The following is a 26,475-nucleotide window of genomic DNA, read 5'->3' on the forward strand; positions in this document are numbered from 1 at the left end:
GCGGCCCGCCCGGCGCCCGGTCCCCGGCGGCCGCGGGGACGGACCTCCGGTTGCGCGCGGACGGCCCGGGCGGCGAGGATCGCCCGATGGACGACGCACCCAGCGGCGGGATCACCCGGCGGACCCTCGTCGGGGGCGCCGCCGCCGGCGCCGCGGCCGCGGTCCTGCCCACGGGCGCGGACGCCGCGACCACGACCGCCACCGCCACCGCCAGGAAGGCCCGGCCCCGGCGCACCGCCGACGTCATCGTCGTGGGCGCCGGCCTCGCGGGGCTCACCGCCGCGCGCCGGCTCGTCGCGGCCGGCCGCTCGGTCATCGTGCTCGAGGCGCGTGACCGCGTCGGCGGGCGCACGCTCAACGCCGACCTCGGCGGGGGCAAGGTGGTGGAGGTCGGCGGCCAGTGGGTCGGCCCGACGCAGGACCGCCTGCTCGCCCTCGCGAAGGAGCTCAGCGTCGAAACGTTCAAGACCTACCAGGAGGGCAAGGCGGTCCTCGTCTACCGGGGGAGTCACCAGACGTTCGACCTCAGCGGTCCGCTCGGCCCGATCCCGCCGATCCCCGACGGCATCCTCGACGCCGCCACCGCGATCCAGAAGCTCGACGCGATGGCCGCCACCGTGCCGGTCGACGCGCCGTGGACGGCGAAGCAGGCGCTCGAGTGGGACTCGCAGACGTTCGAGACGTGGCTGCAGGCCAACGCGCTGACGAAGGGCGGCCGCTTCCTCGTCGAGCTCGGCTTCTCCTCGGTCTTCGCCGCCGAGCCGCGTGACGTCTCCCTCCTCTTCGCGCTCTTCTACATGGCCGCCGCCGGCGACGAGCAGCACGTCGGGACGTTCGACCGCCTCATCAACACGGCGGGTGGCGCGCAGGAGTCCCGCTTCGTCGGCGGCTCGCAGCGCATCTCGCTGCTCGCCGCGGCGCAGCTCGGCCGGCGCGTCGTCCTCGGCGCCCCGGTCCGCCGGATCGCGCAGGCGGGCGGCCACGTCACCGTCACGACCGACCGCGCCTCCTACCGGGGCAGGCACGCCGTCGTGACGCTCCCGCCGACGCTGGCGGGACGGATCGACTACCTCCCCGCCCTGACCGCGCAGCGCGACCAGCTGACCCAGCGCGTCCCGATGGGCACGGTCATCAAGGTGCAGGCGGTGTACGACGAGCCGTTCTGGCGGGGGGACGGACTCGCCGGCTACGCGAACGGCGACGTGGACCCGGTCCACCTCACCTTCGACAACTCCCCGCCCGACGGCTCGCCCGGGATCCTCATCGGCTTCATCGAGGGCGAGCTCGGCCGGGTCTGGGGCCAGAAGACCGTCGCCGAGCGGCGGGCGGGCGTGCTGAACTCGTTCGCCACCTACTTCGGCGAACGGGCACGCAGCCCGACGCGATACCTCGAGATGAGCTGGGCGGCCGAGCCGTACACCCGCGGGTGCTACGTCGGCTTCATGCCGCCCGGCGTCCTGACGAGCTACGGCCGTGAGCTGCGCCGTCCGGCCGGCCGCATCCACTGGGCCGGCACCGAGACCTCCGGCTACTGGAACGGCTACATGGACGGCGCCGTCCGCTCGGGTGAGCGGGTCGGGGCCGAGCTGCTCGGCGGGGCATGAGGACGGACGCCCGGCACGCGGCGGCGCCGCGCCGCGCGGGCGTGATCACGCGTGCGGCCGTGCTCGCCGCCGTCGCGCTCGGCGCCCCCGGCGCGGCGACGGCGGCCGCCGCGACCGGGATGGCCGGCACGGGCCCGCCGCCACCCACCCCTGCCGCGTGCGCCGCCGTCCGCCCGCCGCGCACCGTGGCGCCGATCCTCGCGCCCGCCCGCCGGGGCAGCGGCCACGGCCCCCGGGTCTTCGCGATGCAGCTCGAGCAGGACCCCGCGAACGTACAGACCTACGCCGCTTTCCGCCGGAAGACCGAGTGCGATCTGCGCGCCTTCGTCGTCCCCCACCTGAGCCGCACCCGGCCGAACGTCGTCGTCTTCGACGAAGACATCGGGCTCATGACGATCGGCACCGGCTCCCGCGGCGCGGCGGCGCGGGCCCTGCTCGCGAACCCCCTCGGCCACCCGGGCTGCGAGGGGCAGGGCTTCCCCTGCGCGACGCTCGCGGCGCTCGCGCTCGTCGGCGCCGGCTACGTCCGCCAGCAGGCGTTCTACGCGCTGCGCTTCGGCGGCGTCCCCGGGCTGAGCGACACGTTCGTCGCCGCGACCGACACGTTCGCCCGCGGATGGATGCAGACGTTCTCCGACCTCGCGCGGCGCTACCGCGTCTACCTCGCGGGCTCGGCCGACCAGCCGGACTTCGCCGCCTCCTCGGCGCCGGGCGACATCGACGCGCTCGCCGACCCGGACCTCCCGCGGCCGCAGGAGGTCTACGTCGCGACCTCGCGGGCGGTGCACAACAAGGTCTTCGTGTGGGGCCCGCGGGACGTGCGCACGGGCGGCCCGCCCATGCTCCGCAACGTCGTCGCCGCCAACGAGAAGGTGCCGCTGACCCCGATCGAGCAGGCCCTCGGGCTGACCCCCGGGCCCGCGACCGGCCCCGCCGCCGTCGCGAACCTGCGGCCCTTCCGCATCCCGCACACCCGGGCCCGGCTCGGCTTCGCGACGAGCCTGCCGGCCTTCGTCTACGGGACGGTCGCGCCGGGCGCGGATCCGTGCGCCGATGTATCGAGGACGTACATGCGCTGCCTCGACCACCTCGGCGCCAACGTCGTCCTCCAGGACGAGGCGAACCCCGGCCGCTGGACCGGCGCCGACGGGGACGGCGTGGAGCAGTGGCAGCCGCTCTCGTGGATGACCTCGACCGCGCGCGCCGTCACCGACCCGTCCGTCCGCTTCGCCTACGACGTCACGCCGATGCTCGTCGGCAACCTGGCCGACCTCGCCTTCGACGGGCAGAGCGCGATCACCCAGCGCGGGCTCCGGGGCCGCGGATGCCACTACGTCGGCAACGGGACGTGGACGGCGGGCGAGGACCGGCCCGACCTGCAGGACGAGGCGGGCGACCACCCGGAGTTCCTCGCGCTCGCGCCCTGGGTGACCGCCGACGCGCCGCGCGCCGCCCTGCGCGCGACCGGCGCCCGCCTCGCGCCCGGCTCCGGCGACGTCCACGAGGGCGACTACGTCGAGACGGCGCTCGTCGCGGACCTCCCGTTCCCGCCCGACCCGCGGCGCGCCGGCTGCCGCACCCGGCCCGCCCCCTAGATGGTTCGTTCCACGGATCGGTCAGGCGTAGTAGGCAGTGAGGTTGCGTGGTGGGCGGCCGAGGCGTTCGTTGAGAGCGATCGCGGCGGTGAGAGCGAGGAACTTGGCGGCCAGGCGGGTGCGGAGCGTGTGGAGCTCGCGGGCGCGGTGGTCCTCGAGGTTGAGCATGTCTTTGCATGTCCAGAAGATCGATTCCACGCATTGCCGGATCGGGGCCAGGTGCGGCTCTTTGCCGGCCTCGTCCTTGCGTCGGGGGCGGACGATCGTGGCGCCGAGCGCGGAGGCTTGGGCGTGGAAGTCGCGGCCGGAGTAGCCCTTGTCGCCGATGACGGTGACCGGGCCGTTGCGGTGGCAGCGGGCGAGCATGTCCAGCGCGACGTCTCGTTCGCCCGTTTTCGGGGAGGTCAGGGCAAGGGCGCGTGGAGTGCCGTCGGTCGCGAACAGGCCGTGCAGGCGGAAGCCCCAGAAGAAGCGGGAATGGCTGGCGCAGTAGCCGTACTCCGCGGCGTTGCCCAGGGCGCTGCGGCGCGTCGTTTCGACCGAGCGACCGCATTCGACCGGTGTGCTGTCGACCACGAGCAGGTCGTCGTCAAAGCCGTTGGTGTGGCGGGCGAACTCGAGGATCAGCGCTTCGATTTTGTCCGACAGGCGCTGGCGGCGTTTGACGAAACCCGGGCGCTTGGGCAGTCGCGGGAACAGGTGCCCCAAGCGATGCGGTGCCATCGCCCAGAACTGCTCGTCAGAGCTGATCCGCAGTACCTGCTGAGCCACGCTCAACGTGACGACCTCCGCGTCGGTCAAGATCCGTTTGGCGTTCTTGCCCTTCGCAGGCAGGAGATCGTCGCAGGTGCAGTAAACAGCGATCAGCAGCAGGTCGAGGTCGGCGTCCATCGAGGCCCCCAGGGTCGGCGTTGGCGAGATAGCACCGCCGACTTCGACCTGCCTGCTTATGTCACCTGCCTACCCGACTCCTCCGCCCCCGCCGTGGAACGAACCATCTAGCCTGTCGCGCATGCCGCTCGCCACCGGGACCGTCACCGAGCTGCACCGCTGGCCGGTGAAGTCGCTCGCCGGCGAGCCGGTCGACACCGCCCAGGTCGACGGGCGCGGCATCGCGGGGGACCGCACGCACGCGCTCTTCGACACCTTCAAGGACGCGCCGCGGCGCCTGACCGTCCGCCAGGTGCCGAGGCTACTCGCGTGGCGCGCGAGCTACGCGGGGGCCGACCCTGCGCCGGACGCGCCGCCGCTGCCCGCGGTGACCGCGCCGGACGGCCGCACCTACGGCTGGGAGGATGCACACCTGCCGGCCGCCTTCGCCGCGGACCTCGGTCGCGACGTCGTCCTCCGCCGGGACCTCGCCGGCCAGCAGGACCTCGAGCGCTCGGTCCTCATCACGACCCGGGCGACCTTCGAGGCGCTCGCCGCCGAGCTCGGCTCCGGCGGGCTCGACCTGCGCCGGATGCGCACGAACGTGCACGCGGACCTCGACGCACCCGCCTTCGCCGAGGAGGCGTGGGAGGGTGCGCACGTGAGCATCGGAGAGGCCGAGTTCGTCCTCCTGCACCCGTGCGTGCGCTGCGTCATCCCGACCCGCGACCCCGACACCGGCATGAAGGACCCGCGCATCCTGCGCCACCTCACCCGCGAGCACGGCGGTCTCTTCGGGATCAACGCCCGCTACGTCGGACCGGCCGCGGGCGCGCGCATCCGCCGCGGCGATCCCATCGTCTTTACCTGACGCGGCACCGGCACCGACGGGCGTGCGCCGCGGGTGCCCGGGGCATCGACGGAGGTGGGGCGGTGGCGTCGCTCGCCTCCGCCCCGCCGTCAGGCCCCGGCCGCCTCGGCCTCCGCGCCCGCCGGCGCGTGCCCGTAGGCCGGCGCCGCCTGCAGCACGAAGATCGCGACGAGGAGCGCGACGCCGACGAGGCCCGCGCCCACGACGTAGCCGAGGTGGTAGCCGGAGTTCAGCGCGAGCTTCTCGACGACGCCGTCGTCCTTCAGCCGGCTCGTCCGCTCCGCGGCGAGCGTCGCGAGCAGCGCGAGGCCGACGGCGCCCCCGACCTGCACGGTCGTGTTGATGAGGCCGGAGGCGAGGCCCGAGTCGCTCGGCGTCGCCCCGGACATCGCGAGCGTCATGAGCGGCGGGAACGCGAGCCCGGCACCGATGCCGGTGAGCATCGTGGCGGGGAGGATGTCGACGACGAACGAGCCGTCGGCCGGCGTGCGGGCGAAGAGCAGCAGCCCTCCGACGAGGCAGACGAGCGTCGGGATGAGGACCCCGCGCGCCCCGAAGCGCATGACGAGCCGCTCGGAGGTCCGCAGCGAGAGGAAGGCGACGACCGCGGTCGACGGGAAGAACGCGAGGCCGACCTGCAGCGGGTTGTAGTCCAGGACACGCTGCATGTAGAGCGCCCCGAGGAAGAACTGCGTGAAGAGCCCCGCGACGGTGAAGATCATCACGAGGTTCGCCCCGCTGACGTTGCGCGAGCGGAAGAGACGCAGCGGCATGAGCGGGTTGGTCGCGTGGGACTGACGCGCGACGAAGCCACCGAGGAGGGCGAACGCGACCGCGAGCGAGCCGAGCGTCCGCGCCGAGCCCCAGCCCTGCTGCTCGACCTGGAGGATCGTGAAGACGAAGAGCATCAGACCGCTGACGATGAGCACCGTGCCGGGGACGTCGGCGCCCTCGGCGAGCCCCAGGCCCGCGTCCTCGTGGACGAGGCGCCGCGCGAGGTACCCCGTCGCCGCGCCGATCGGGAGGTTCACGAGGAAGATCCAGTGCCAGCTGATCGCGTCGGTTAGCACGCCGCCGACGATGAGGCCGAGCGCGCCGCCACCCGCCGCGACGAAGCCGAAGACGCCGATCGCCTTCGCCTGCTCGCGCGGGTCGGGGAACATCGTGACGATCATCCCGAGGACGACCGAGGAGGTCAGCGCGCCGCCGATCCCCTGGATGAAGCGGGCGCCGACGAGGACGCCCTGCGCCGGCGAGAGCGCGCAGGCCAGCGACGCGAGCGTGAAGATCGCCAGGCCGGCGAGGAAGACGCGACGGCGCCCGAGCAGGTCCCCGAGGCGCCCGGCGAGGAGCAGCAGCCCGCCGAACGCGATGAGGTACGCGTTGACGACCCAGGCGAGGCCGGACTGGGAGAAGCCGAGGTCGTCCTGGATCGACGGCAGCGCGACGTTCACGATCGTCGAGTCGAGGACGATCATGAGGACGCCCGTGCACAGGACGTACAGGGCGATCCAGCGGGACCGGTCGCCCGTCGCGGGGTCGTGTGGGGCGGGCATGGCGGCGGTGGCGGCGTCGGTCATCTGCCGCACGTTGTAGCACCAGCCCCGCGGGACCCCCGGTGAACGGCACGCATGATCCGCAGACGCCCCGAGACGCCGGAACTCATCGGCGGGCGGTTCGAGTCCGCTCAGTCGCCGGCGACGCGACCGAACGCCCGCACGGCCAGCGGCGCGGTGATCGCGACGATCGCGACCGCCCAGAGCAGCGTGTAGACCGCCGGGTGCTGGAGCGACCACGCGTCGCTCGAGCCCGCGACGACGTCCGGGTTGCCGAACTGGTGGCGGAGGGCGCCCGAGAGCGACGTGACGGGGTTCCACTCCGCGAACGTCCGCAGGACGCCGGGGAGCGTGTTCACCGGGACGAAGGTCGACGCGAGGAAGGTCACCGGGAAGAGGCCGGTGAAGGCGACGCCCTGCACGGCCTGCGGCGAGTCGAGCAGGCAGCCCATGAGGATGCCGACCCAGATCATCGCGAACTGGAAGCCGAGCATCAGCGCGTAGCCGCCGAGCGCGTCGAGCACCCCGCTGTGGATGCGCCAGCCGACGACGAGGCCGGTGATCGACATGAGCGCGACCGGGACGAAGCCGATGAGGACGGCCGCGATCGCGCGCCCGCCGAGGACCGCGCTGCGGCTGATCGGCAGGGTGCGGAAGCGGTCGATCGCGCCGGTCGAGCGGTCGGCCGTGAGGCCGACGGCGATCCCGAAGCAGCCGAAGACGATCGTCTGGGCGAAGATCCCGCCGAGCAGGAACTCGCGGTAGCTGCCGCCCCCGGGGACCGAGATCGCGCCGCCGAAGACGTAGGCGAAGAGCAGCACGAACATGATCGGCTGGATCGTCGCGTCGGTGAGCATCTCCGGCTGGCGGCGGATGTGCTTGAGGCTGCGCCGGGCGATGACCCAGGCGTCGCCGACGTACCGGCGCGGGCTCATGCCGCCGCCTCCCCGGGGCCACGGCCGGGGCCGCGGCCCGGCCCCGCGTCGGCGCGCGCGGCCGCGTCGGCGGCGCTGTGCCCGGTGAGCTCGAGGAAGACCTCGTCGAGCGTCGGCGGCCGCAGCGCGAGCTCGTCGACCTCGACGCCCGCGTCCGCGAGCGCCCCGCCGACCGCCGCCATCGCCGCGGCCCCGCCGTCGGTCGCGACGACGATCGCGTCGCCGTCGGGGTCGACGAGCGCCTCGGCGCCGGCCGCCGCCGACACGAGGCGGACCGCCTCGTCGAGGCGCGCGCGGTCGCGCACGATGACCCGGATCTGCTCGCCGCCGATGCGCCGCTTCAGCTCGCGCGCGCTCCCCTGGGCGATGACGCGGCCGTGGTCGACGACGAGGATGTCGTCGGCGAGCCGCTCGGCCTCCTCGAGGTACTGCGTCGTCAGGAGGATCGTCGCGCCGCTCGCCACGAGGGTGTCGAGCACCTCCCACAGCTCGTTGCGCGCCCGCGGGTCCAGGCCCGTCGTCGGCTCGTCGAGGAAGAGGACCTCGGGCGTGGCCACGAGCGTCGCCGCGAGGTCGAGCCGTCGCCGCATCCCACCCGAGTACTTGCCGGCGACGCGGTCGCCCGCCTCGGTGAGCGAGAACTGCTCGAGCAGGACCGTCGCCCGCTCCTTCGCGCGGCGCCGGCCGAGGTGGTGCAGCTCGCCGAGCATGACGAGGTTCTCGCGGCCGGTGAGCAGCTCGTCGACCGTCGCGTCCTGGGCGGCGTACCCGATGCGGCGCCGGACCTCGTTCGCGTCGGTCGCGACGTCGAAGCCGACGACGGACACCGTCCCCTCGTCGGGGTCGCTCAGTGTCGTGAGCATCCGGACCATCGTCGTCTTGCCGGCGCCGTTCGGGCCGAGGACGGCGGTGACGCTGCCGCGCGCGACCTCGAGGTCGATCCCGGCCACCGCCGTCATGTCCCCGAAGCGCTTGACGAGCCCGCGCGCGCGGATGGCGACGTCGGGAGCGCCGGTCACGAGCGCCACCGGCGGCGGCGCTTCGGCTCGTCCTCGGCGGGGAGCGGCGTCAGACCCGGCCGCAGCGGGTCGACCTCGCCGTCGAGGATCTGACGCGCCAGCGCGAGAGCGCCCGACCACACGCCCTCGACACCGCGGCCGACGTCGGCGTCCTCGGACCTCTCGCCGACGCGCAGGGCGCATGGCGGCGTCTCGCCCTCGGGATCGACGAGCATGTAGCGGCGGCCGCCGGGCCACGCGACGGCGAAGAGGACCTGGCCGTCGGAGCGCAGGGCGCTGAAGAACTCGATGTCCTCGGAGACCGCGAGCGACTCGTCGGTCGCGAGCGTGTGGTCGTCGGTCCAGTCGGGGGGCCAGCGGGGGAAGACGTCGCTCATCGCCCCATAGTCAAGCGGGTCACCCGGGACGGCGCGTGAACATCCGTCGCCTGTTTCACACGGCGCCGTATGATACGTATCGGCATGAAACCACGGCGACGAGGGAGCTGATCGGCTTTGACGGACGTGCGCATCACCTACATCGGCGGGCCCACGGCCCTCATCGAGATCGGGCCGTGGCGCCTGCTCACCGACCCGACCTTCGACCCGCCGGGCAAGCGCTACTTCTTCGGCTGGGGCACCGCGTCGAAGAAGCTCCAGGGCCCGGCCGTCGCCTTCGACGACCTCGGCCGGATCGACGCGGTCCTCATCAGCCACGACCATCACGGCGACAACCTCGACCCCACCGGGCGTGAGCTGCTGCCGCGGATGGGGCAGATCGTCACGACCGAGCCGGGGGCGAGACGGCTCGGCGGGGGCGCCGTCGGCCTCGCGCCGTGGGCGACGACGACGCTCGAGGCCGAGGGCCGCCCGCGCATCGAGATCACCGCCACCCCGTGCCGCCACGGGCCGCCCGGCAGCAAGCCGATCGTCGGCGACGTCGTCGGCTTCGCGCTGAAGTGGGACGGGCAGCAGCACGGCGTGCTGTGGATCTCCGGCGACACCGTCCTCTACGACGGCGTCCGCGAGGTCGCGCAGCGGCTGAACGTCGGCACGGCCGTCGTCCACCTCGGCGGCGTGACGTTCCCGTGGCTCTCCGGACCCCTGCGGTACACGATGAACGCGCAGGAGGCGGCCGAGCTCTGCGGGCTCGTCGACCCGCACACGATCATCCCGATCCACTACGAGGGGTGGAAGCACTTCCGTCAGGGCCGCGGCCCGGCCGAGCAGGTGCTGGCCGCCTCACCGCTGGCGCCGCGCGTGCGGTGGCTCGCGGCCGGCACGCCGACGGAGCTCGACGTGTGACCCGGCCCGGCCGCCCGACGCTGACGACGCCCGACGCGTGGGCGGCCGCCGCGCTCGACGAGCTCGAGCAAACCGGCGTCCGCGCGCTCTCGGTGCAGGCGGTCGCCCGCCGGCTCGGCGTGAGCAAGGGCGGCGCCTACCACCAGTTCTCCGGCCGGCGCGCGCTGCTGCAGGCCGCCCTCGCCCGCTGGGAACGGCGGCAGGTCACCGAGCTCGGTGAGCGGTTCGGGGCGATCGCCGACCCCGCCGAGCGCCTGCACCGCCTGCTCCTCTACGCCGCGCTCGAGATGCAGCCGACGGTCATCCTCCAGTTCATGGCGGCGGCGGACGACCCGGACGTGGCCGCGGCGCTGGAGCGCTCGGCGACCGCCCGGCTCGCGCTGCTGCGGCGGATCTTCACCCAGCTCGGCGCGACGCGCACCGTCGCGGGCCACCGGGCGATCATCGCCTACAGCCACTACCTCGGGCTCGCCCAGCTGCGGACGCAGTCGCCGGCGGTGCTCGCCTCGCCCGCCGCCCTGCGCGGCCACGTGCGCGAGCTCGAGCGCAGCCTGCTCGCGGGGCTGGCCGGGGCCTAGCCGAGCCGCCCGGCCGGCCGCCGCCCCGCCCGCGGCCCACGCCGCCGCTCAGCGCCGCCGCGCGGGCCGCGGCGTCCGCTCGGCGGCCGCGCAGGCGAGGCAGTGCACGCTGTCGGGCATGGCGCGCAGCCGCGGCGCGGGGATCGCCGCCCCGCAGGTGTCGCAGACGCCGTAGGTCCCCTCGTCGAGCTTCGTGAGCGCGCGCTCGGTCCGCGCGAGCCCGCGCTCGAGCGTGCTGCCGACGCCGATGTCCGTGAGCCGGCTCACCGCCTCGATCGTGCCGTCCCCGATGCGCTTGCCGAAGCCGAGCCCGCTGCCGCGCTCGGGGGTGCGCGCGAGACCGGAGACGCGCTCGCGGCTCCCGTCGCGCCGGTCCTCCAGCACACGGCGGATCGCCGTCAGGTCCAGGTCATCGGTGCGTGACGTCATCTTCCGGGGATACCCGGCGCCCCGCGGTCCCACCCGTCGCCGCGCCCCGGAGCCCGGCCATCTGCTTGAGGTCGTCAAACGTCGCTGCTGCGAAGTACCCTGGATAGGACATGGGCACTCCCGCCGCGCCGCCGACGTCCGCCGCCTCCGAGGCCTGGCTCCTCATGAGCCGGCTGCTCCGGGAGAACCGCGGCCCGTTCTTCGCCGCCTGCGCGGAGGAGCGCCTGTCCCCCCCGCAGGTCATGGCACTGCAGCTCCTCGAGCCGGCGATCCCGACCCCGATGAGCGACCTCGCCGGCCTCATGCACTGCGACAACTCGAACGTCACGGGCATCGTCGACCGGCTGGAGGCCCGCGGCCTCGTCACCCGCCGGCCCGCGACCCACGACCGGCGCATCAAGCACCTCCTCGTCACCGACGAGGGCGCGGCGGTCCGCGCGCGGCTCGTCGCCCAGCTGAGCGAGCCGCCCGAGCCGCTGCTGCGGCTCAGCACGGCCGAGCAGCGTCAGCTCCGCGACCTGCTGCGCAAGGCGCTCGGCTGACGCGCCCCCGGGTCAGGCGACGTCCGCGACCGCGCGCGGGCCCTCGCCGACGTACTTCGCCGTCGGGCGGATGAGCCGGGCCTCGCGCTTCTGCTCGAGGATGTGGGCGGACCAGCCGGCGACGCGCGCGCAGGTGAACATCGGCGTGAAGAGGTCGGCCGGGACCTCGGCGAGGTCGAGGATGACCGCCGACCAGAACTCGACGTTCGTCGCGAGGACACGGTCGGGCTTGCGGGCCTTGAGCTCGGCGAGGGCGGCCTTCTCGAGCGCCTCGGCGACCTCGAAGCGCGGCGAGCCGAGCTCGGACGCGACGCGGCGCAGGACGCGGGCGCGCGGGTCCTCGGCGCGGTAGACGCGGTGGCCGAAGCCCATGAGGCGCTCGCCGCTGTCGAGGGCCTGCTTGACCCACCGCTCGGCGTCGCCGTCCATCGCCTCGACGCCCTCGATCATCTTCAGCACGCGCGAGGGGGCGCCGCCGTGGAGCGGGCCGCTGAGCGCGCCGACCGCGGACGAGAGCGCGGCGGCGCAGTCGGCGCCGGTCGAGGTCACGACGCGCGCGGTGAACGTCGAGGCGTTCATCCCGTGCTCGGCCGCGGAGATCCAGTAGGCGTCGATGGCCTTCGCGTGGTCGGGGTTGACCTCGCCGCGCCAGCGCATGAGGAAGCGCCCCGCGATCGTGTCCTGCTTGTCGATCTCGTCCTGCGGGACCCACGGCCGGCCGAGGCCGCGGGCGGACTGCGCGACGAAGCTCAGCGCTTGGACGGACGCGCGCGCGAGGTCGTCGCGGGCCTGCTCGTCGGAGATGTCGATGACGGGCTGGTAGCCGTACTCGGGAGCGAGCATCGCGAGCGCCGCCTGCACGTCGACGCGATGGTCGCCGGAGCGGACGAGCAGCGGGTGCGGCTGCGCGGGCGCGAGGCCGGGGTCGAAGCTGCCGTCGACGAGCAGGCCCCAGACCTTCTCGAACGCGACGTGGCCGACGAGGTCCTCGATGTCGACACCGCGGTAGCGGAGCGACCCACCCTCCTTGTCGGGCTCGGCGATGGTCGTGGCGAAGGCGACGACGCCCTCAAGCCCGCTCTGTACGTCGCTGGTGTCGATCGTGCTCATGATCCGAGCCTACCGTTCCCCGACAGCCTGTCTGACGGCAGATCGTGAACACCCGCCGCCACCCCGCGGCGGTGGGCTACACCGTGCCGAGCACCGCGGCCATGCGCTGCGGGACGACGCCGAGCGCCTCGGCGTCCGCGGTCCCGTGCCGGGTCGTCATCGGCACCTGGAGCAGCTCCGCCTCGTCCCAGGTGACGGGCGTGCGCGACTTCGCGAGCGCCTCGGCGACCCGCAGGCCGCGCGAGGCGATGAAGGTCGGCACCGGGAGGACCGGGCGCTCGCGGCCGGCGGCGCGCAGGATCGTGTGGGCGGCCTCGGTCGCGCTCAGGGTGTCGGGGCCCGCGAGCTCGTGGCGGGCGGCGGCGACGGCCGCGGCGGCAGGCGCCTGGACGATCGCCATGAGGCAGTCGGCGACGTCCTCGGCCCAGATCGGCTGGGAGCGCGCCGAGCCGGAGCCGGGGAGCGGCACGACCGGCGCGAGGGCGAGACGGCCCATGAGCGTCGCCCAGCGGTCCCCCGGGGCGTAGACGAGCGACGGGGCAACGATCGTGTGCCGCAGCCGCGAGTCGACGACCGCCCGCTCGGCGAGCGCCTTCGCACGGAGGTAGCGGGTGCGGTTGTGGGACCCGGCCCCGAGCGCGCTGAGGAAGATGAAGTGCTCGACGCCGGCGCGCTCGGCCGCCTGGACCATCCGCCAGGTCGCGATGCCGTTGAGCTCCTCGATCGAGCCGGCGGACTGGTCCCGGATCGCGCCCGCGAGGTGGACGACCGTCTTCACCCCGCGCAGCGCGTTGCGGAACGAGGGCGGGTCGGTCAGGTCGCCGAGCGCGATCTGGACGCGTACGCGCTCGGGCCCGAGGCGCTTCGGGTCCCGGACGAGGCAGCGGACGGGGACACGGGCCGCGACGAGCCGCCGCAGGAGGGGCGTGCCGACGAGGCCGGTGGCGCCGGTGAGCAGGAGCACACCCGAAACCTAGCGGCCCTCAGCGATACTCCGGATTCGGGTGGTCGAACGAGCAGCCGGCGTCCCACTGCTCCCGCTGGTTGCCGTGGGCCGGGAAGCCCCCGCTGCGCTTGAGCATGGCCGCGAGGTGCATGAGGTTCCAGGCCGCGAAGACCGTGTTGCGCTGCGTGAACTCGTTCTGCGGGCCGCCCGAGCCCGGGTCCGCGTAGCTCGGGCCGGGCCCCGCCTCGCCGAGCCAGCAGCTGTCCGCCTGCGGCGGGATGCAGTAGCCGAGGTGCTGGAGCGAGTAGAGGACGTTCATCGCGCAGTGCTTCGCGCCGTCCTCGTTCCCGGTGACGATGCAGCCGCCGACGCGGCCGTAGTAGACCCACTGGCCCCGGTCGTTGAGCTGCCCGCTGTTGCCGTACAGGCGCTCGATGACGCGGGTGCAGACGCTCGACTTCTCGCCGAGCCAGATCGGCGTGCCGAGGACGAGGATGTCCGCCGCGAGGACCCGCTCGAAGATCGCCGGCCACCCGTCGGAGGCGGCGCCGTGCTCGGTCATGTCCGGGTACACACCGGGCACGAGGTCCTCGTCGACGGCGCGGATCGTCTCCACCCCGACGCCCTGCTTCTCCATGACGCCGATGGCGACGTCCATCAGCGCCTGGGTGTTCGAGGGCTCCGAGGCGCCCTTCAGCGAGCAGTTGACGAACAGCGCGCGCAGATCGGAGAAGTCGTGATCGCTCAAAACCAGTGACGCTCCTCTTTGAACGGGTCGCCGTCGTTGTGGTAGCCGTTGAGCTCCCAGAAGCCCTGCCGGTCGGCGGTGAGAATCTCCAGGCGGCGGAGGAACTTCGCCGACTTCCAGAAGTAGCGCTTGGGGACGAGCAGCCGCAGCGGGTAGCCGTGATCGGGCTCGAGCGGCTGACCCTCGTACGTGTGGGCGAGCATCACGTCGTCGTCCAGCAGGACCTCGAGCGGCATGTTCGTCGTGTAGCCGCCGTCGGAGTGGGCGAGGACGTGCGTCGCGGACGGCCGCACCCCGGCCCGCTCCATGAACGCCGTGATCGGCACCCCGGTCCACGTCGTGTCGAGCTTGGACCAGCGCGTGACGCAGTGGATGTCCACCGTCTGGGTGCGCTGCTCCATCGCGAGGAGCTCGTCCCAGGTGACCGCGAACGGGGATTCGACCTCCCCGTCCACCGCGAGCGTCCACGAGGAGAGGTCGGTCTTCGGCACACGGCCGTACGTCAGGACCGGGAATTTCGACGTCAGGTACTGCCCCGGCGGGACCCTCGAGGCGTCCACCCCGGCCTCCTTCGCCTGCCGTCTGCCACGCTCGCCGAGGATCTTGGAGGTGATACCCATGCTGCTGTCGTAGTATGACGCCGTCCGAGTCGCACCCGCGGCCGTTCATCTTCAGTCCCCCGGAGTAAGAGGAATACCTGTATGGCCTACGTCATCGCGGAGCCCTGCGTCGGCACCAAGGACAACTCGTGCGTCGAGGTGTGCCCGGTCGATTGCATCCACCCCACGCCCGATGAGCCCGACTACGACAAGGTCGAGCAGCTCTACATCGACCCCGAGGAGTGCATCGACTGCGATGCGTGCGTCGAGGCGTGCCCGGTCGACGCCTGCTTCGCGGAGGATCAGCTCCCGGACGAGTGGGGCAAGTTCGTCCAGATCAACGCGGACTACTTCGCCAGCTCCAAGTAGGTCCCGCGCATGACCTCCCACCCCGTCCGGCGCGGCGGGGTGCGGTCGTCGGCGGCGGTCCTGACCCTCGCGCTCACCGTCGCCGCCTCGGGCTGCGGCGGGAGCAGCGGCGGGTCCTCGAAGGACTACTACGCGGCGATCGACACCTTCTGCGGGAAGGTGACCGCCGCGGCCCAGCAGGTGACCACGGACACGGCCGCCGTGCGCCGCGACTCGAAGGCCCCCGCCGCCGACCGTTACGCCGCGATCACGAAGTCCCTCACGCGCTTCGCCGACTCGACGGAGGCGGCGCTGACGAAGCTCGAGCAGGCGAAGGTCCCGGCGAAGTTCTCCGACTACCAGAAGGGCACGTCGGCGGGCTTCCGCACGTTCATCTCGACGCTCCGCACGACGGCGGCGTCGGCCGACAAGAACGGCCCGAAGGCGCTGACCCAGCTCCAGGGCAAGCTCAACGCCGTGAAGCTGCCCGACCCCCCGAAGGACATCACCGCGAACGCGAAGGCGTGCGCGAGCTTCAGCCCGAAGGGCTGAGCCCGCGGCTCGGCCTCACGGAGGCCCGGAGCCGGAGGTACCAGCCTTTGGGCGAGTACCTCCGATGACATCCGAGCCCCCGGGCGAGGATGTCACGCCATGGGGAGCGTCATCCCCGTCGGCGCCGGCGCCTCGGGGAGCGGGATGTCGGCCGTGATGACGTTCAGGACCGGCAGCGGCTCCGGGGTCATCGCGATGATCCCGCGCGCGGCCTGGCGGATGTTCTGCGCGGCCGGGTCGTCCGGGTCGGTGATGACGAGCGGCGTGCCGGCGTCGGCCTGGGCGCGCAGCGGCATCGTCAGCGGGATCTTGCCGAGCAACGGGACGTCGAGCTCGTCGGCCAGCGCCTTGCCGCCGCCCTCGCCGAAGATGGGGAACCGCTCACCCGAGGGCGTCGTGAACCCGGACATGTTCTCGATGACGCCGGCGATGTCGAGGCTCACCTTGTTCGCCATCTCGGCGCTGCGGCGGGCGACCTTCTGCGCGGTGTCCTGCGGCGTCGTGACGATGACGAACTGCGCCTGCGGCAGGAGCTGGCTCAGCGTCATCGAGACGTCGCCGGTGCCCGGCGGCAGGTCGACGAGCAGGTAGTCGAGCGCGCCCCAGGCGACGTCCTCGAGGAACTGCGTCAGCGCCTTGTGGAGCATCGGGCCGCGCCAGACGACGGCGGCGTCCTCGGCGACGAAGAAGCCGATCGACATGACCTTCACGCCGTGCGCCTCGAGCGGCTGGATCTTCCGGTCGGGGGAGACGGGCGGCCGGTCGGACCCGAGGCCGAACATGCGCGGGATCGAGTAGCCCCAGACGTCGGCGTCGAGGATGCCGACGCTCTTGCCGTCGGCCGCGAGGGCCGCGGCGAGGTTCGAGGTGAGCGTCGACTTGCCGACGCCGCCCTTGCCGGAGCCGATGCAGATGACGTTCTTCACCTGCGCGAGCGCGCCCTTGGGCATCGAGCCGCGGCCGAGCTTCTGCTGCAGCGCGCCCTTCTCGGCGTCGCTCAGGACGTCGAAGGTGACGCGCGAGGTCGTGATTCCGAGGTCGCCGAGGACGTTGGCGACGTCGACCTCGAACTGCTTCTTGATCGGGCAGCCCGGGGTGGTCAGCGAGACCATCACGTCGACGCTGCCGTCGGCCTGCTGCTCGATCGAGCGGACCATGCCGAGCTCGACGATGTCCTGGCGCAGCTCGGGATCGATGACCGCGCGCAGGGCTTCGCGGATGTCGTCAGTCGAAGGCATGCCCCCATTGTCGCAGGGTCGGCGCCGCGGGTCGGTGCGGGTGGGCACCGGCCCGGCGGCGCCGCGCGCCTTAAAGACAAAGGGCCCACACGCGAAGCGCGGGCCCTTTGTCGAGGGAGGAGAGGGTGCTACGACTGACGACGGGATATGAGGTCGCCAGACCTGTCCGCGAGCCCGGACCCTCTCGGCCGGTGCGGGGAAGTGGGTGCCGCCCGCCCCGCGCGTGTTCGCGGCGGGGGCGGGCGGGTGCTGCGGTGCTGCTACGCCAGGGAGGCGATCCGATCCACGAGCTCCGAGCCCGTCTTCTCGACCGACGCGGCGAGGTCGCTCGCGGTGGCGGTGAAGAGGTCGGTGCGCGCCCCGACGTCCTTCTTCAGGCCCGAGAACTGCTTGTCGAGATCGGCGCGGAACGCCTTGATCTCCTTCTCGGCCTTCGTGCGGTTCTTCTTCAGCTCGCGCTCGGCCTTCGTGCGGCGGGTGCGGAGCTGGCGCTCGAGCTTCGTGCGGTTCTTCTTCAGCTCGCGCTCGGCCTTCGTGCGGGCGCTGCTGCCGCGCTTCTCGGCCTTCTTGAGGTCGGCCTCGAGCTCCTTGACGATCGACTCGAACTGCTTCTGCGCAGCATCGACCGAGCCGTACTTCGTCGCCAGGTCGTCGACGACGTCGACGATGGCGTCACGCGCGATGAGGGCGGCGCCGACGGGGATGAGCACGGCCTTCTCGGCGTAGACCTGGACGCGCTCGGCGGGCGTCTCGACCTTGGTCTCGACCTTCTTGGCGGCCGTCTTCGCCTTGGTGGCGGTCGCGTTCTGCTTGCGGGTCGCAGCAGCCTTCTTCGCGGTCGTGGACCGCTTCGTGGCGGCGGTCGCGCGCTTGACGGTCGTGTTCGACTTCGTCGCGGCGGTGGCGTTGGCGGCGGGGCTGGTGTTGCGGGTGGGGGCGCTCTGGTCGGCCATGTGGAGTGTGCTCCTCCTTCGGACTTCTCTAAGGATATTAGAACTAAGTTGTCCGGAGAATACCACCGAACATCTGTTTGTAAACCCGTCCGGAGCGTTTGTTACAGGTCCGGTCACACCATCGTCACAAGTGCCGATGAAATGGGGCTCTTCCGTTCGTACGCTTGTGACGTGCCGAACGCTCGTTCGTCCGCGAAACGGACGCGGAAACGCCCGCTCAGGCGGGAGCTCGTGCGACGCGCCCGAGCCACCGTGCGGGCTCGACCAGCTCGGCGAGGCTCGGCAGCAGCTCCGGGGCGTCCCACGCGCGGTGCAGCGTCGCGACGTCCGCCTGCGCGACGACGGCATCGCAGAAGCGCTTGCCGTCCTCGTACTGGCGGAGCTTCAGCTCGAGGCCGAGCAGCCGCTCGAAGAGCCGCCAGGGGCTGAAGCCGCTCGCCGCCTCACGGCGACGGGCGAGCGCCGCGCGCAGGTCGGCGAGGTCCGGGAGGACCGGGGCGCCGGCCGCGTCCATGACGTGCTCGGCGTGCCCCTCGATGAGCGACATGACCGCCTGGATGCGGTCGAGCAGTGCCTTGCGCTCGGGGCCCGCGACGAGCGCGAGGACCGAGCCGGAGCGCACCTGGCCCGCGACCGCGCGGACGTCGGGCAGCGCGAGCCGCGGCACGACGGGCCGGCCGTCCGGCCCGGGCGCGCCCGTGAGGCCGCCGACGAGCTCGTCGACGAGGGCGCCGAGGTGGGGCCGCAGCCACGGCACCCCCGTGAACTGGACCGCGTGGGTCATCTCGTGGATCGTCACCCAGCGGACGAGCTGCGCCGGATCGACGTCGAGCGTCTTCGCGGCCGCGTGGAGGTTCGGGACGACGAGCAGCAGCCGCAGCGGCGCGTCGGGCTCGGTGAGGTGGACGTCGACCTGCCCGAGGACGCGGCGGCCGAGGAGGCCCGTCACCGCGCCGGCCTCGGCACCGAGCAGCGCCCCCGCCCCGAGCAGCGCCGGGCCCTGCAGCGGCCCGAGCCCCGCGCCCGCCTTCGCCAGGACCGGCGCGAGGAGCGCGTCGAACGCCGCGTAGTTCGCCGCGCGCCAGGCGGGGCGGCCGACCGCCTCGGCGACCGGGAGCGGCGTCCGCGGCTGCAGGCCCGTGTAGGCGACGACCCGCTCGGCGGCGTCGGCGGCGATCGCCCGCAGGTCGACCGGCAGCGCGTGGGTCTCCCCGAGGCCGCCGCCGGTGAGCCCGGCGACGCGCTCGGCGAGCCCCCAGTCGATGCGGGACCCGCTCATACCGACGGCAGGGTCGCGAGGCGCGCGAGCGCCTCGGGGGAGCGGGCGGCGACGACCGGCGAGTGCGGCGCGAGGTCGAGCGGCGCGCCGAGCGGGTCCTCGAACCCGGTGAAGGCGACGAGCCCGCCGGACTCCCGGACGATGAGCTGCGCGGCGGCCGCGTCGACCGCGCGCGAGCGCCAGAGCGTCGCCATCCCGTCGACGCGGGTCGTCGCGACCTGGCACATCGAGAGCGCGATCGACCCGAGCGCGCGCACGCGGTAGACGTGCTCGACGAGGGCGTCCGACGAGGCCGCGAGCCAGCGCGGGTCGGAGTTCTCGATCGCGACCATCTCGAGCTTGCCGTCCGGGCGCCACCGCTCGGGGGGCGCCGGGGAGAGCGGGACGTCGTCGAGGAAGGCGCCGCCCCCGCGTTCGGCGCGCCACTCCTCGCCCGAGCCGAAGTCGTGGACGAAGCCGAAGCAGACGTCCGCCATCGTCTCGCCGTCGGCGACCGCGATCGAGACGGCGTGGTGGGGGAAGCCGCGCTTGGCGTTGTTCGAGCCGTCGATCGGGTCGACGAGGACGAGCAGGCCCGGATCGCCGTAGTCGACGGTGCCGCGCTCCTCGGAGACGACGGTGAACCGCGCGCCCTCGGCGTGCAGGCGGTCGAGCTCGTCGAACACGAGCTGCTCGGCCTGGGCGTCGATGACGAGCGTCCGGTCGCCGCCCTCGCCCGTGCTCCCGGTCTCCGCGACGCGCCCGTCGCCGCACGGCACCCCGTCGAGGAGCGCGGCGATCCCGGCCGCGGCCCGGCGGCCGGCGTCGAGCCAGGCGTACGGGAGTCCGTCAGCGGGGTCGGCCATGGCGACATACTAGGTAGGCCTTGCCGTCGCCCGACCCTCCCGTCGTCCTCACCGAGCCTCAGCGCGCCGCCGTCCTCCACGACGGCGGCCCCCTCGTGCTGCTCGGCGGCGCCGGGACGGGGAAGACCGCGACGCTCGTCGCCCGCTTCGCCCTCCTGACCTCCGAGGGCGGCGTCGCCCCCGAGCAGGTGCTCATCCTGACCGGCGGCGAGGCGGCCGCGGACGAGCTGCGCACGCGCGTGGAGGACGTCCTCGGCGACCGCGCCTTCGCCGAGCTCGCGGTCCACACGCCCTCCGGGTTCGCCGCCCGCCTCCTGCGCGAGGAGGCGATGGAGGCGGCGATCGACCCGACCGTCGGCATGGCCGGCAGCGCCGACCGCCTCGCCTTGCTGCTCGCGCGCATCGACGAGCTGCCGCTGCGCGTCCACGACCTCGCCGGCCGGCCCGCCGCGACCCTCGCACGGCTCCTCGCCCGCATCGACCGCGCGAAGGAGCAGCTCGTCACCGCCGAGGCCTTCACCGCCTGGGCGGCGGGGCTCGACGACTCAGACGCCCGCGCGGTCCGCGAGCGTGAGTTCGCCGCCCTCTACACCGCGCACGACGCGCTCCTGCACCAGCAGGACCTCCTCGACGCCGGCGACCTCATCCTCCGGGCGCACGCGCTGCTCGCCGGGCGCCCGCACGTGCTCGCCCGGACGGCCGCGCGCTACCGGCACGTCATCGCCGACGACCACCAGGACGCCACGCCGGCCGCGCACGCGCTCATCACGCTCCTCGGCGGCGCGACCGGGACGCTCGTGCTCGCGGGCGACGACGACCAGGCGGTGCGCCGCACGAGCGCCGCCCAGCCCGGTTCGCAGGCGCTGCGGGCGGCGGCGGGCGGCGCCGCCACCGGGACGACGGTCGTCCGCCTCGAGCGCTCCTTCCGCTGCCGCGCGCGGGTCATCACCGCCGCGCAGGCGGTCGTCGCCGGGCGCGAGGGCGCGAACCCCCACCGCCTGCCGAAGCGGCTCGAGGGCGACGGAGGGGGGAACGTCCGCTTCTGGCGCTGCGCGAACGAGCGCGCGCAGGCGCAGGGCGTCGCCGCCGAGATCGAGCGCCTCATCCGCGAGGGCGTCGCCCCGGAGCAGATCGGCGTCATGGTGCGCTCGGTCCGCAACGAGGGGCAGGCGGTCGCCGTCGCGCTCGAGGAGCGCGCCGTCCCCTACCGGATAGTCGGGGCGGCGGCCTTCTTCCAGCGGACCGAGATCCGCGACGTCCTCGCCTGGCTGCGGCTGCTCGTCGAGCCGGGGGACGCCGCCGCCGTCGTGCGCGTCCTCGCCCGCCCGCCGATCGAGCTGCGCTCGGTCGACCTCGCCCGCTGCGTGCAGATCGCCCGCCGCCGGAAGCTCGACATGGTCAGCGCGCTCGGGGCGGCGCTCGAATCCCCCCAGGTCGCACCGGAGGCCCGGGAGCGCATCCAGACCTTCCTGAAGCTCCAGCGCCAGACCGCCGCGGCGCTCGACACGATGCGGCCGGACCTCTTCGTCCACCGCCTCATCGAGCGGCTCGGCCTGCGCCGCCAGCAGCTCTTCGCCGCGCAGGCGGACGTCGTCGAGCGCCTGCTCGCGCTCGCCCGCCTCGGGGAGCTCGCGTCGAACTACACGGCCCGCACCCCGACGGCGACCGCGCGCGACTTCGCCCGGTACCTCACGGCCGTGGCCGACGCGGGGCTGCGCGACGAGGAGGAGCTCGACCAGTCGGCGGTCGCGCCCCGCGGCGCCGTCGCCGTCCTCGCGATGCACGGCGCCCGCGGGGTCGAGCTGCGGCACGCGTTCGTCCTCGGCCTGCAGTCCTCGCGGATGCCGGGCGCGCGGCAGGAGCTCGTCGAGCCGGTGCCGGCGGCGCTCGTCGCGGACGCGGCGGGCGCGGACTTCGGCGTGGCCGACGTCGTGGCGCCCGAGGCGACGGGGGACCGCGCGGACCACGTCGCCCACATGCGGCGCCTGCTCCACGTCGCGATGACCCGCGCGAGCGAGGGCGTCGTCCTCGCCTACGCGGCCGCGTCCGACCGTGGCGCACGCCAGCCCCCGTCCCCGTTCGCCGAGGAGGCGCGTGCCGCGCTCGGCGCCGGGTGGGAGGACCGCGAGGAGGTCCTCTTCGGGCCTGACGAGGCGCTCCACGCGACGTACGCGATGCTCCGCGACGAGCTGCTCTCGTCCGTGTCGAAGGTCGGCTCGCGGCTCGGCGAGCTGCGGCTGGACACCGACCTCGACGTCACCCACGGGGTCACCCGCTACCTCGAGCTCGTGAAGATCGCCGCGATCCTCGAGCGGCCCGCCGGGCAGTCGGTGCGCGACGCGCTCGCGGACGTCAACTCGAAGCTCCTGCAACCGGTCTCCGCCCACCAGCGCGAGGTCTTCACCTCGAGCGCGCTCGACGAGTTGCTGCTCAACGCCGAGGCGGACGCGCAGGCCCGGGCCGCCGCCGTCTCCGGCCGCGCGGAGCCGTCGCTGGAGGCCTTCCTGCCGCGGCGCGGCGAGGGCCTGCTGCTCAGCGCGTCGGACATCGAGACCTACCGGTCATGCCCGCTGAAGTACAAGTTCGCGCGCGTCTTCCGCATCCCGAGCGAGTCGACGATGAACCAGCGCTTCGGGATCCTCTTCCACCAGGTCCTCGAGCGCTTCCATACCGAGGGCGGGTCGGGCGCCCACGGCATCGCGGGCATCGGCAGCTACGGCACGCCGGGCTCGATCGACGAGCTCCTCGGGCTGCTCGAGGCGGGCTGGCGGCGCGGCGGCTTCGGCGACACCGAGGAGGAGCGCCAGTTCAAGGCGAAGGCCGTCAGCGCCCTGCACCGCTATCACGCGCGCTTCGCCGACGAGAAGGCCGACCCGGTGTGGCTCGAGAAGAGCTTCCAGTTCAAGCTCGGCCCGCACGTCCTCCGCGGCCGCGTCGACCGCGTCGACCGCCTGCCGAGCGGCGAGTACGAGCTCATCGACTACAAGACCGGACGGCCGCGGACCGTCGCGCAGCTCCGCGAGGACGTGCAGCTGTCGCTCTACGCGGTCGGGGCGCGCGAGGCGTGGCAGCTCGACTCCTCCCGCCAGGCCTACCACTACGTCCTCGACGACGAGAAGGTCCGCGTCCCGGCCGAGGAGCTCGACCGCGACTGGATCACCGACACCGTCATGCAGGTCGCCGACGGGATCCTCTCGCAGGGCTTCGAGCCCACGCCGTCCTTCGGCGCGTGCTCGATGTGCGACTACCGCATCGCCTGCCCGGCCGCCGAGCGGTAGGCGTGCGGTCGTGGGTCAGGTGCCCTCGGGGCCGCGCTGCTTGAGGAAGCGCTGGAACTCGCGGGCGATGACGTCGCCGGACGGCAGGTCGGACGGCTTGACCTCGGGCGCCTCCTCCTCGGCGGCCTGCTCGAGGCGCTCGACGAACTCGCGCACCTCGGGGTCGCTCTGGACGGCGAGCGAGACCTGGCGCTCGTAGTCGGCGGTCGCCTGCTCGAGGTCGGTCGCGTCGACGGTGACGCCCACGAGCCCCTCGAGCTTGCGGACGAGCGCGAGCGCGGCCTTCGGGTTCGGCGCGGCGGCGACGTAGTGGGGGACGGACGCCCACAGCGACACCGACGGGATGCCCGCCTCCTCGCACGCGGCGTGGAGGACGCCGACGATGCCGGTCGGCCCCTCGTACGTCGTGCGCGGCAGGTCGGAGTGCGCGACGAGGCTCTCGTCGCTCGAGAGGCCGGTGATGCTCACCGGGCGCGTGTGGGGGACGTCGGCGAGCAGCGAGCCGAGCGAGACGACCATCTGCACGCCGAGCGACTCGGCGACGTCGATGACCTGCCGGCAGTAGGACCGCCAGCGCATCGACGGCTCGGGACCCTGGAGGAGGATGAGATCGCGGGCGGCCCGCGGGACGCGCGCCTCGTAGAGCTCGACCGTCGGCCACTCGATGCGGCGCGTGCGGCCGTCGGTGAGCGCGATCTGCGGGCGCGTCGCCTGGAAGTCGTAGTAATCGTCGGGGTCGAGCTGCGCGAAGCGCGTGGCGTCGAGCGAGGATCCGAGGAACTGCAGGGCGGCGGAGGCGGCGTCGCCGGCGTCGTTCCAGCCGGTGAACGCGCAGACCAGGGCCGGGGCGCGAAGGCCCTCGGGTCGGTGCTCCCAGATCAACGGCTGCATCCGATCCACCGTACACAATGGCCGGATGCCGCCCGTCCAATCGCCGACGGCGAGCGCGCCGCCCGGCCCGGGTGGCGGCGCGTCGCCCGGCCCTCCGGGGTCGATCGCGACCCTGCGCGCGGGGGACGTCGTCCGCGGCACCTTCGCGTGCACGCGAAAGGACCGCCTCACCGCGAAGACCGGGACGACGTACCTCGCCGTCGAGCTCCGTGACCGCACCGGGTCGATCGCCGGGCGGGTCTTCCGCGACGCCGACCTCGTCGCCTCGCGCTTCGACCGCGGGGACCTCGTGCACGTCCAGGCCCGGGTCGAGCGCTTCCGCGAGGAGCTCCAGCTCGACATCACCGCGATCGCGCGGGCGCCCGCCGGCGACGCCGACCCGTCGGCCTTCCTCCCGGTCGCCTACCGCGACATGGAGGAGCTCGACGGCTTCCTCGAGCACCTCGCCCGCGAGGTCCACGACCCGGGCTATCGCGGCGTGCTCGAGCGCCTGCTCACCGACGAGCCCCTGCGGACCGCGCTGCGCCGGACGCCCTGCTCGCGCGGCGGGCACCACGCGTACCTCGGCGGCCTGCTCGAGCACACCGTCGCGGTCGCCACGCTCGCGCAGGAGACGTGCCTGCTGCACCCGCGGCTGAACAGCGACCTGCTCATCTGCGCGGCGATCGTCCACGACCTCGGCCACACCGAGGCGTTCACCTACGGCGCGGAGATCCAGCTCGGCGAGGCCGGCCGGCTGCTCGGGCACGTCGAGCTCGGCCTGCGGATCGTCGACCGGCTCGCGGCCGGCCTCCCGGCGATGGACGAGGCGCGGCGGCTGCAGCTCGCCCACTGCGTCCTCACCCACCACGGGCCCGACCAGGCCCCCGGGCGGCGGTTCGGCTCGGTGGAGGCGCTGACCCTCGCGCGGCTGAACGCGCTGGACGCGAGCGTCAAGGGCGCGCTGGAGCAGGGGCTGCCCTAGAGCCCCGCCTTCTCGAGCAGCCGCAGCCAGATCTCGCTGCGGGTCGGGAAGGCTGGCACGGCGTGCCAGAGGACGTCGAGCGGGACCTCGCCGACGACGGCGATCGTCGCGGCCTGGAGGAAGTCCTGCACGTCCGCGCCGGTGATCGTCGCGCCGACGACGAGCCCGCGCCCGTCGTCGATGACGAGCCGCGCGGTGCCGGGCGCGTTCCGCCCGTAGAAGCTTCCGCCGGCGTTGCCCGACGTGGCGACGTCGACCGCGCGGGCCTGCAGCCCGGCCTCGAGCGCGCCGTCGAGCGTCCAGCCGACGGCCGCGACCTGCGGCTCGGTGAAGGTCACCCGCGGGGAGCGGGCGCCGTCGAGCCGCACGGAGGTCGGGCGGCCGAGGATGTCGTCCGCCGCAATCCGGGCCTGGTACTTGCCCATGTGCGTCAGGAGGGCGCGACCGTTCATGTCACCGATGGCGTAGAGCCAGTCGCGGCCGGGCACGCGCATCGTGTCCTCCACCTCGACGAAGCCGCGGGCGTCCGGCTTCACGCCGACGGTGACGAGGCCGAGGTCGTCGAGCGGGACGTGGCGCCCGGCCGCGACGAGGAGCTCCGCCGCCTCGACGGTCTCCTCGCCCTCGAGGACGACGCGGACGGGCCCGGTGTCGGCGTCACGCTCGACGCGGACGATGCGGACGCCGGTGCGCACCGTGACGCCGAGCGCCTCCGAGGCCTCGGTCACCTGCGCCGAGGCGAACGGCTCCTCCTTGAGCAGCAGCCGGTCGGCGACCTCGAGGAGCGTCACCTCCGCGCCGAGCGTCCGCCACGCCTGCGCCATCTCGGCGCCGATCGGGCCGCCGCCGATGACGACGAGCGACGCCGGGACGGCCTTCGCGGTCGTGATCTCGCGGTTCGTCCACGGCACGGCCTCCGCGAGCCCGTCGATCGGCGGGAGCGCGGCACGGCTGCCGACGGCGAGCACGATCGCGCGGCGCGCCGTGAGCCGCCGCCCGTCGTCGAGCACGATCGCCTTCTCGCCGTCGAGCGTGGCGACCCCGCGCAGGAGCGTGATGCCACGCTCCTCGATCCACGGCAGCTGGGCGCTGTCGTCGAGGTCGTGGATGACCTCGTCCCGGCGCGCGAGCGCGGCCGCGGCGTCGAGCGTCCCGGTGACCGCCTCGGCGGCGCCGGGGATGCGCGCCACCTCCGCGAGCGCCTGGGCGGGCCGCAGGAGCGCCTTGGACGGCATGCAGCCGTAGAAGCTGCACTCGCCGCCGACGAGATGCCGCTCGACGAGCGCCACCTCGAGGCCGGCGTCCGCCAGGCGCCCGGAGGCGACCTCGCCCGCCGGGCCCGCGCCGAGGACGATGACGTCGAACTGATCTTCAGGCATGTGGCCGGACATGATGCCCTGCGGGGTGGGCCGTCATGCGGGATCGCGCCCAGCGGGCGCGCC

Annotated in this window: 26 protein-coding genes; 10 read left to right on the forward strand and 16 right to left on the reverse strand. The window is 73.8% G+C overall.

Annotated features, from left to right (window positions below; translation table 11 throughout):
• The first annotated feature begins 86 nt into the window (after positions 1–86).
• Together NBH00_RS24175 and NBH00_RS24180 are read left to right on the forward strand one after the other, a co-directional pair.
• Complete coding sequence (locus tag NBH00_RS24175) at positions 87–1,604, forward strand: flavin monoamine oxidase family protein (RefSeq protein ID WP_254571125.1); 1,518 nt, start codon at positions 87–89, stop codon at positions 1,602–1,604.
• Entirely contained in the window at positions 1,601–3,199 is a 1,599-nt protein-coding gene (locus NBH00_RS24180) for a hypothetical protein (protein WP_254571126.1), read from the forward strand. The genes NBH00_RS24175 and NBH00_RS24180 overlap by 4 nt, the downstream gene beginning before the upstream one ends.
• Before the next feature lie 21 nt (positions 3,200–3,220).
• On the opposite strand, the gene NBH00_RS24185 is transcribed toward NBH00_RS24180, so the two are convergent.
• A complete protein-coding gene (locus NBH00_RS24185; RefSeq protein ID WP_254569017.1) occupies positions 3,221–4,090 on the reverse strand; it encodes an IS982 family transposase in 870 nt (289 codons plus the stop codon).
• A 121-nt stretch (positions 4,091–4,211) separates the two neighbouring features.
• Here NBH00_RS24185 and NBH00_RS24190 point away from each other — a divergent pair, with 121 nt between their 5' ends.
• Positions 4,212–4,940 carry an MOSC domain-containing protein gene (locus NBH00_RS24190; protein WP_254571127.1) on the forward strand — a complete coding sequence of 243 codons (729 nt, stop codon included), beginning with the start codon at positions 4,212–4,214 and terminating at the stop codon, positions 4,938–4,940.
• A gap of 89 nt (positions 4,941–5,029) precedes the next feature.
• On the opposite strand, the gene NBH00_RS24195 is transcribed toward NBH00_RS24190, so the two are convergent.
• The 4 genes from NBH00_RS24195 to NBH00_RS24210 all read right to left on the reverse strand — a co-directional run bounded on the left by NBH00_RS24195 (position 5,030) and on the right by NBH00_RS24210 (position 8,827).
• Complete coding sequence (locus tag NBH00_RS24195) at positions 5,030–6,520, reverse strand: DHA2 family efflux MFS transporter permease subunit (protein WP_254571128.1); 1,491 nt, start codon at positions 6,518–6,520, stop codon at positions 5,030–5,032.
• A gap of 107 nt (positions 6,521–6,627) precedes the next feature.
• A complete protein-coding gene (locus tag NBH00_RS24200; protein ID WP_254571129.1) occupies positions 6,628–7,431 on the reverse strand; it encodes an ABC transporter permease in 804 nt (267 codons plus the stop codon).
• Positions 7,428–8,459 carry an ATP-binding cassette domain-containing protein gene (locus NBH00_RS24205; RefSeq protein ID WP_254571130.1) on the reverse strand — a complete coding sequence of 344 codons (1,032 nt, stop codon included), beginning with the start codon at positions 8,457–8,459 and terminating at the stop codon, positions 7,428–7,430. Before NBH00_RS24205 ends, NBH00_RS24200 begins: the two co-directional genes overlap by 4 nt.
• Positions 8,447–8,827 (reverse strand): hypothetical protein, encoded by a 381-nt coding sequence (locus NBH00_RS24210; RefSeq protein ID WP_254571131.1) that lies wholly within the window; start codon positions 8,825–8,827, stop codon positions 8,447–8,449. Before NBH00_RS24210 ends, NBH00_RS24205 begins: the two co-directional genes overlap by 13 nt.
• A 117-nt stretch (positions 8,828–8,944) precedes the next feature.
• On the opposite strand from NBH00_RS24210, the gene NBH00_RS24215 reads away from it, so the two are divergent.
• Both NBH00_RS24215 and NBH00_RS24220 read left to right on the forward strand, forming a co-directional pair.
• A complete protein-coding gene (locus NBH00_RS24215; RefSeq protein ID WP_367401274.1) occupies positions 8,945–9,733 on the forward strand; it encodes an MBL fold metallo-hydrolase in 789 nt (262 codons plus the stop codon).
• Positions 9,730–10,311 (forward strand): TetR/AcrR family transcriptional regulator, encoded by a 582-nt coding sequence (locus NBH00_RS24220; protein ID WP_254571132.1) that lies wholly within the window; start codon positions 9,730–9,732, stop codon positions 10,309–10,311. The genes NBH00_RS24215 and NBH00_RS24220 overlap by 4 nt, the downstream gene beginning before the upstream one ends.
• Before the next feature lie 48 nt (positions 10,312–10,359).
• On the opposite strand, the gene NBH00_RS24225 is transcribed toward NBH00_RS24220, so the two are convergent.
• A complete protein-coding gene (locus NBH00_RS24225; RefSeq protein WP_254571133.1) occupies positions 10,360–10,740 on the reverse strand; it encodes a TraR/DksA family transcriptional regulator in 381 nt (126 codons plus the stop codon).
• 110 nt (positions 10,741–10,850) lie between these two features.
• Between NBH00_RS24225 and NBH00_RS24230 the strand changes: the two genes are divergently transcribed.
• Positions 10,851–11,282, forward strand: coding sequence for a MarR family winged helix-turn-helix transcriptional regulator (locus tag NBH00_RS24230; protein WP_254571134.1), 432 nt, complete (start codon positions 10,851–10,853; stop codon positions 11,280–11,282).
• Positions 11,283–11,294: 12 nt separating this feature from the next.
• Here NBH00_RS24230 and NBH00_RS24235 read toward each other — a convergent pair whose 3' ends face one another.
• From NBH00_RS24235 to NBH00_RS24250, 4 genes are all read right to left on the reverse strand, one after another.
• Positions 11,295–12,392: a citrate synthase 2 gene (locus tag NBH00_RS24235; RefSeq protein ID WP_254571135.1), complete on the reverse strand. Its 1,098-nt coding sequence runs from the start codon at positions 12,390–12,392 to the stop codon at positions 11,295–11,297.
• Positions 12,393–12,468: 76 nt separating this feature from the next.
• Positions 12,469–13,356 carry an NAD(P)H-binding protein gene (locus tag NBH00_RS24240; RefSeq protein WP_254571136.1) on the reverse strand — a complete coding sequence of 296 codons (888 nt, stop codon included), beginning with the start codon at positions 13,354–13,356 and terminating at the stop codon, positions 12,469–12,471.
• Between the two features lie 19 nt (positions 13,357–13,375).
• Complete coding sequence (locus tag NBH00_RS24245) at positions 13,376–14,086, reverse strand: flavodoxin family protein (protein ID WP_254571137.1); 711 nt, start codon at positions 14,084–14,086, stop codon at positions 13,376–13,378.
• Complete coding sequence (locus NBH00_RS24250; protein WP_254571138.1) at positions 14,083–14,706, reverse strand: sulfite oxidase-like oxidoreductase; 624 nt, start codon at positions 14,704–14,706, stop codon at positions 14,083–14,085. The genes NBH00_RS24245 and NBH00_RS24250 overlap by 4 nt, the downstream gene beginning before the upstream one ends.
• Before the next feature lie 81 nt (positions 14,707–14,787).
• On the opposite strand from NBH00_RS24250, the gene NBH00_RS24255 reads away from it, so the two are divergent.
• On the forward strand, positions 14,788–15,054 hold the full coding sequence (locus NBH00_RS24255; RefSeq protein ID WP_254571139.1) for a 4Fe-4S dicluster domain-containing protein: 267 nt from the start codon (positions 14,788–14,790) through the stop codon (positions 15,052–15,054).
• Between the two features lie 9 nt (positions 15,055–15,063).
• Complete coding sequence (locus NBH00_RS24260) at positions 15,064–15,585, forward strand: hypothetical protein (protein WP_254571140.1); 522 nt, start codon at positions 15,064–15,066, stop codon at positions 15,583–15,585.
• Positions 15,586–15,677: 92 nt separating this feature from the next.
• On the opposite strand, the gene NBH00_RS24265 is transcribed toward NBH00_RS24260, so the two are convergent.
• The 4 genes from NBH00_RS24265 to NBH00_RS24280 form a co-directional block, all read right to left on the reverse strand.
• A complete protein-coding gene (locus NBH00_RS24265; RefSeq protein ID WP_254571141.1) occupies positions 15,678–16,823 on the reverse strand; it encodes an Mrp/NBP35 family ATP-binding protein in 1,146 nt (381 codons plus the stop codon).
• 260 nt (positions 16,824–17,083) lie between these two features.
• On the reverse strand, positions 17,084–17,776 hold the full coding sequence (locus NBH00_RS24270; RefSeq protein ID WP_254571142.1) for a hypothetical protein: 693 nt from the start codon (positions 17,774–17,776) through the stop codon (positions 17,084–17,086).
• Positions 17,777–17,993: 217 nt separating this feature from the next.
• Positions 17,994–19,055: a zinc-dependent metalloprotease gene (locus NBH00_RS24275; RefSeq protein ID WP_254571143.1), complete on the reverse strand. Its 1,062-nt coding sequence runs from the start codon at positions 19,053–19,055 to the stop codon at positions 17,994–17,996.
• Complete coding sequence (locus NBH00_RS24280; RefSeq protein ID WP_254571144.1) at positions 19,052–19,900, reverse strand: inositol monophosphatase family protein; 849 nt, start codon at positions 19,898–19,900, stop codon at positions 19,052–19,054. Before NBH00_RS24280 ends, NBH00_RS24275 begins: the two co-directional genes overlap by 4 nt.
• 20 nt (positions 19,901–19,920) lie before the next feature.
• Here NBH00_RS24280 and NBH00_RS24285 point away from each other — a divergent pair, with 20 nt between their 5' ends.
• Positions 19,921–23,178 carry an ATP-dependent helicase gene (locus tag NBH00_RS24285; protein ID WP_254571145.1) on the forward strand — a complete coding sequence of 1,086 codons (3,258 nt, stop codon included), beginning with the start codon at positions 19,921–19,923 and terminating at the stop codon, positions 23,176–23,178.
• Positions 23,179–23,193: 15 nt separating this feature from the next.
• Here the strand turns inward: NBH00_RS24285 and NBH00_RS24290 are convergent, their stop codons facing one another.
• Complete coding sequence (locus tag NBH00_RS24290; protein ID WP_254571146.1) at positions 23,194–24,069, reverse strand: PAC2 family protein; 876 nt, start codon at positions 24,067–24,069, stop codon at positions 23,194–23,196.
• Positions 24,070–24,094: 25 nt separating this feature from the next.
• On the opposite strand from NBH00_RS24290, the gene NBH00_RS24295 reads away from it, so the two are divergent.
• The gene (locus NBH00_RS24295; RefSeq protein WP_254571147.1) at positions 24,095–25,033 is read left to right on the forward strand and encodes an HD domain-containing protein; all 939 of its coding nucleotides are present in this window, start codon (positions 24,095–24,097) and stop codon (positions 25,031–25,033) included.
• On the opposite strand, the gene NBH00_RS24300 is transcribed toward NBH00_RS24295, so the two are convergent.
• On the reverse strand, positions 25,030–26,412 hold the full coding sequence (locus NBH00_RS24300) for a dihydrolipoyl dehydrogenase family protein (protein WP_254571148.1): 1,383 nt from the start codon (positions 26,410–26,412) through the stop codon (positions 25,030–25,032). The genes NBH00_RS24295 and NBH00_RS24300 overlap by 4 nt on opposite strands.
• Positions 26,413–26,475 lie beyond the last annotated feature (63 nt).

It is taken from the genome of Paraconexibacter antarcticus (assembly GCF_024220175.1).
Lineage (GTDB): Bacteria > Actinomycetota > Thermoleophilia > Solirubrobacterales > Solirubrobacteraceae > Paraconexibacter > Paraconexibacter antarcticus.

Excerpts from the sequence above, each read along its gene's own strand:
- NBH00_RS24190 (WP_254571127.1), top strand. The coding sequence starts at position 4,212 with ATGCCGCTCGCCACCGGGACCGTCACCGAGCTGCACCGCTGGCCGGTG.
- NBH00_RS24185 (WP_254569017.1), bottom strand. The coding sequence starts at position 4,090 with ATGGACGCCGACCTCGACCTGCTGCTGATCGCTGTTTACTGCACCTGC.
- NBH00_RS24195 (WP_254571128.1), bottom strand. The coding sequence starts at position 6,520 with ATGACCGACGCCGCCACCGCCGCCATGCCCGCCCCACACGACCCCGCG.
- NBH00_RS24290 (WP_254571146.1), bottom strand. The coding sequence starts at position 24,069 with ATGCAGCCGTTGATCTGGGAGCACCGACCCGAGGGCCTTCGCGCCCCG.
- NBH00_RS24225 (WP_254571133.1), bottom strand. The coding sequence starts at position 10,740 with ATGACGTCACGCACCGATGACCTGGACCTGACGGCGATCCGCCGTGTG.
- NBH00_RS24270 (WP_254571142.1), bottom strand. The coding sequence starts at position 17,776 with ATGGCCGACCAGAGCGCCCCCACCCGCAACACCAGCCCCGCCGCCAAC.
- NBH00_RS24265 (WP_254571141.1), bottom strand. The coding sequence starts at position 16,823 with ATGCCTTCGACTGACGACATCCGCGAAGCCCTGCGCGCGGTCATCGAT.
- NBH00_RS24275 (WP_254571143.1), bottom strand. The coding sequence starts at position 19,055 with ATGAGCGGGTCCCGCATCGACTGGGGGCTCGCCGAGCGCGTCGCCGGG.
- NBH00_RS24210 (WP_254571131.1), bottom strand. The coding sequence starts at position 8,827 with ATGAGCGACGTCTTCCCCCGCTGGCCCCCCGACTGGACCGACGACCAC.
- NBH00_RS24175 (WP_254571125.1), top strand. The coding sequence starts at position 87 with ATGGACGACGCACCCAGCGGCGGGATCACCCGGCGGACCCTCGTCGGG.
- NBH00_RS24230 (WP_254571134.1), top strand. The coding sequence starts at position 10,851 with ATGGGCACTCCCGCCGCGCCGCCGACGTCCGCCGCCTCCGAGGCCTGG.
- NBH00_RS24235 (WP_254571135.1), bottom strand. The coding sequence starts at position 12,392 with ATGAGCACGATCGACACCAGCGACGTACAGAGCGGGCTTGAGGGCGTC.
- NBH00_RS24250 (WP_254571138.1), bottom strand. The coding sequence starts at position 14,706 with ATGGGTATCACCTCCAAGATCCTCGGCGAGCGTGGCAGACGGCAGGCG.
- NBH00_RS24200 (WP_254571129.1), bottom strand. The coding sequence starts at position 7,431 with ATGAGCCCGCGCCGGTACGTCGGCGACGCCTGGGTCATCGCCCGGCGC.
- NBH00_RS24180 (WP_254571126.1), top strand. The coding sequence starts at position 1,601 with ATGAGGACGGACGCCCGGCACGCGGCGGCGCCGCGCCGCGCGGGCGTG.
- NBH00_RS24255 (WP_254571139.1), top strand. The coding sequence starts at position 14,788 with ATGGCCTACGTCATCGCGGAGCCCTGCGTCGGCACCAAGGACAACTCG.
- NBH00_RS24295 (WP_254571147.1), top strand. The coding sequence starts at position 24,095 with ATGCCGCCCGTCCAATCGCCGACGGCGAGCGCGCCGCCCGGCCCGGGT.
- NBH00_RS24280 (WP_254571144.1), bottom strand. The coding sequence starts at position 19,900 with ATGGCCGACCCCGCTGACGGACTCCCGTACGCCTGGCTCGACGCCGGC.
- NBH00_RS24300 (WP_254571148.1), bottom strand. The coding sequence starts at position 26,412 with ATGCCTGAAGATCAGTTCGACGTCATCGTCCTCGGCGCGGGCCCGGCG.
- NBH00_RS24260 (WP_254571140.1), top strand. The coding sequence starts at position 15,064 with ATGACCTCCCACCCCGTCCGGCGCGGCGGGGTGCGGTCGTCGGCGGCG.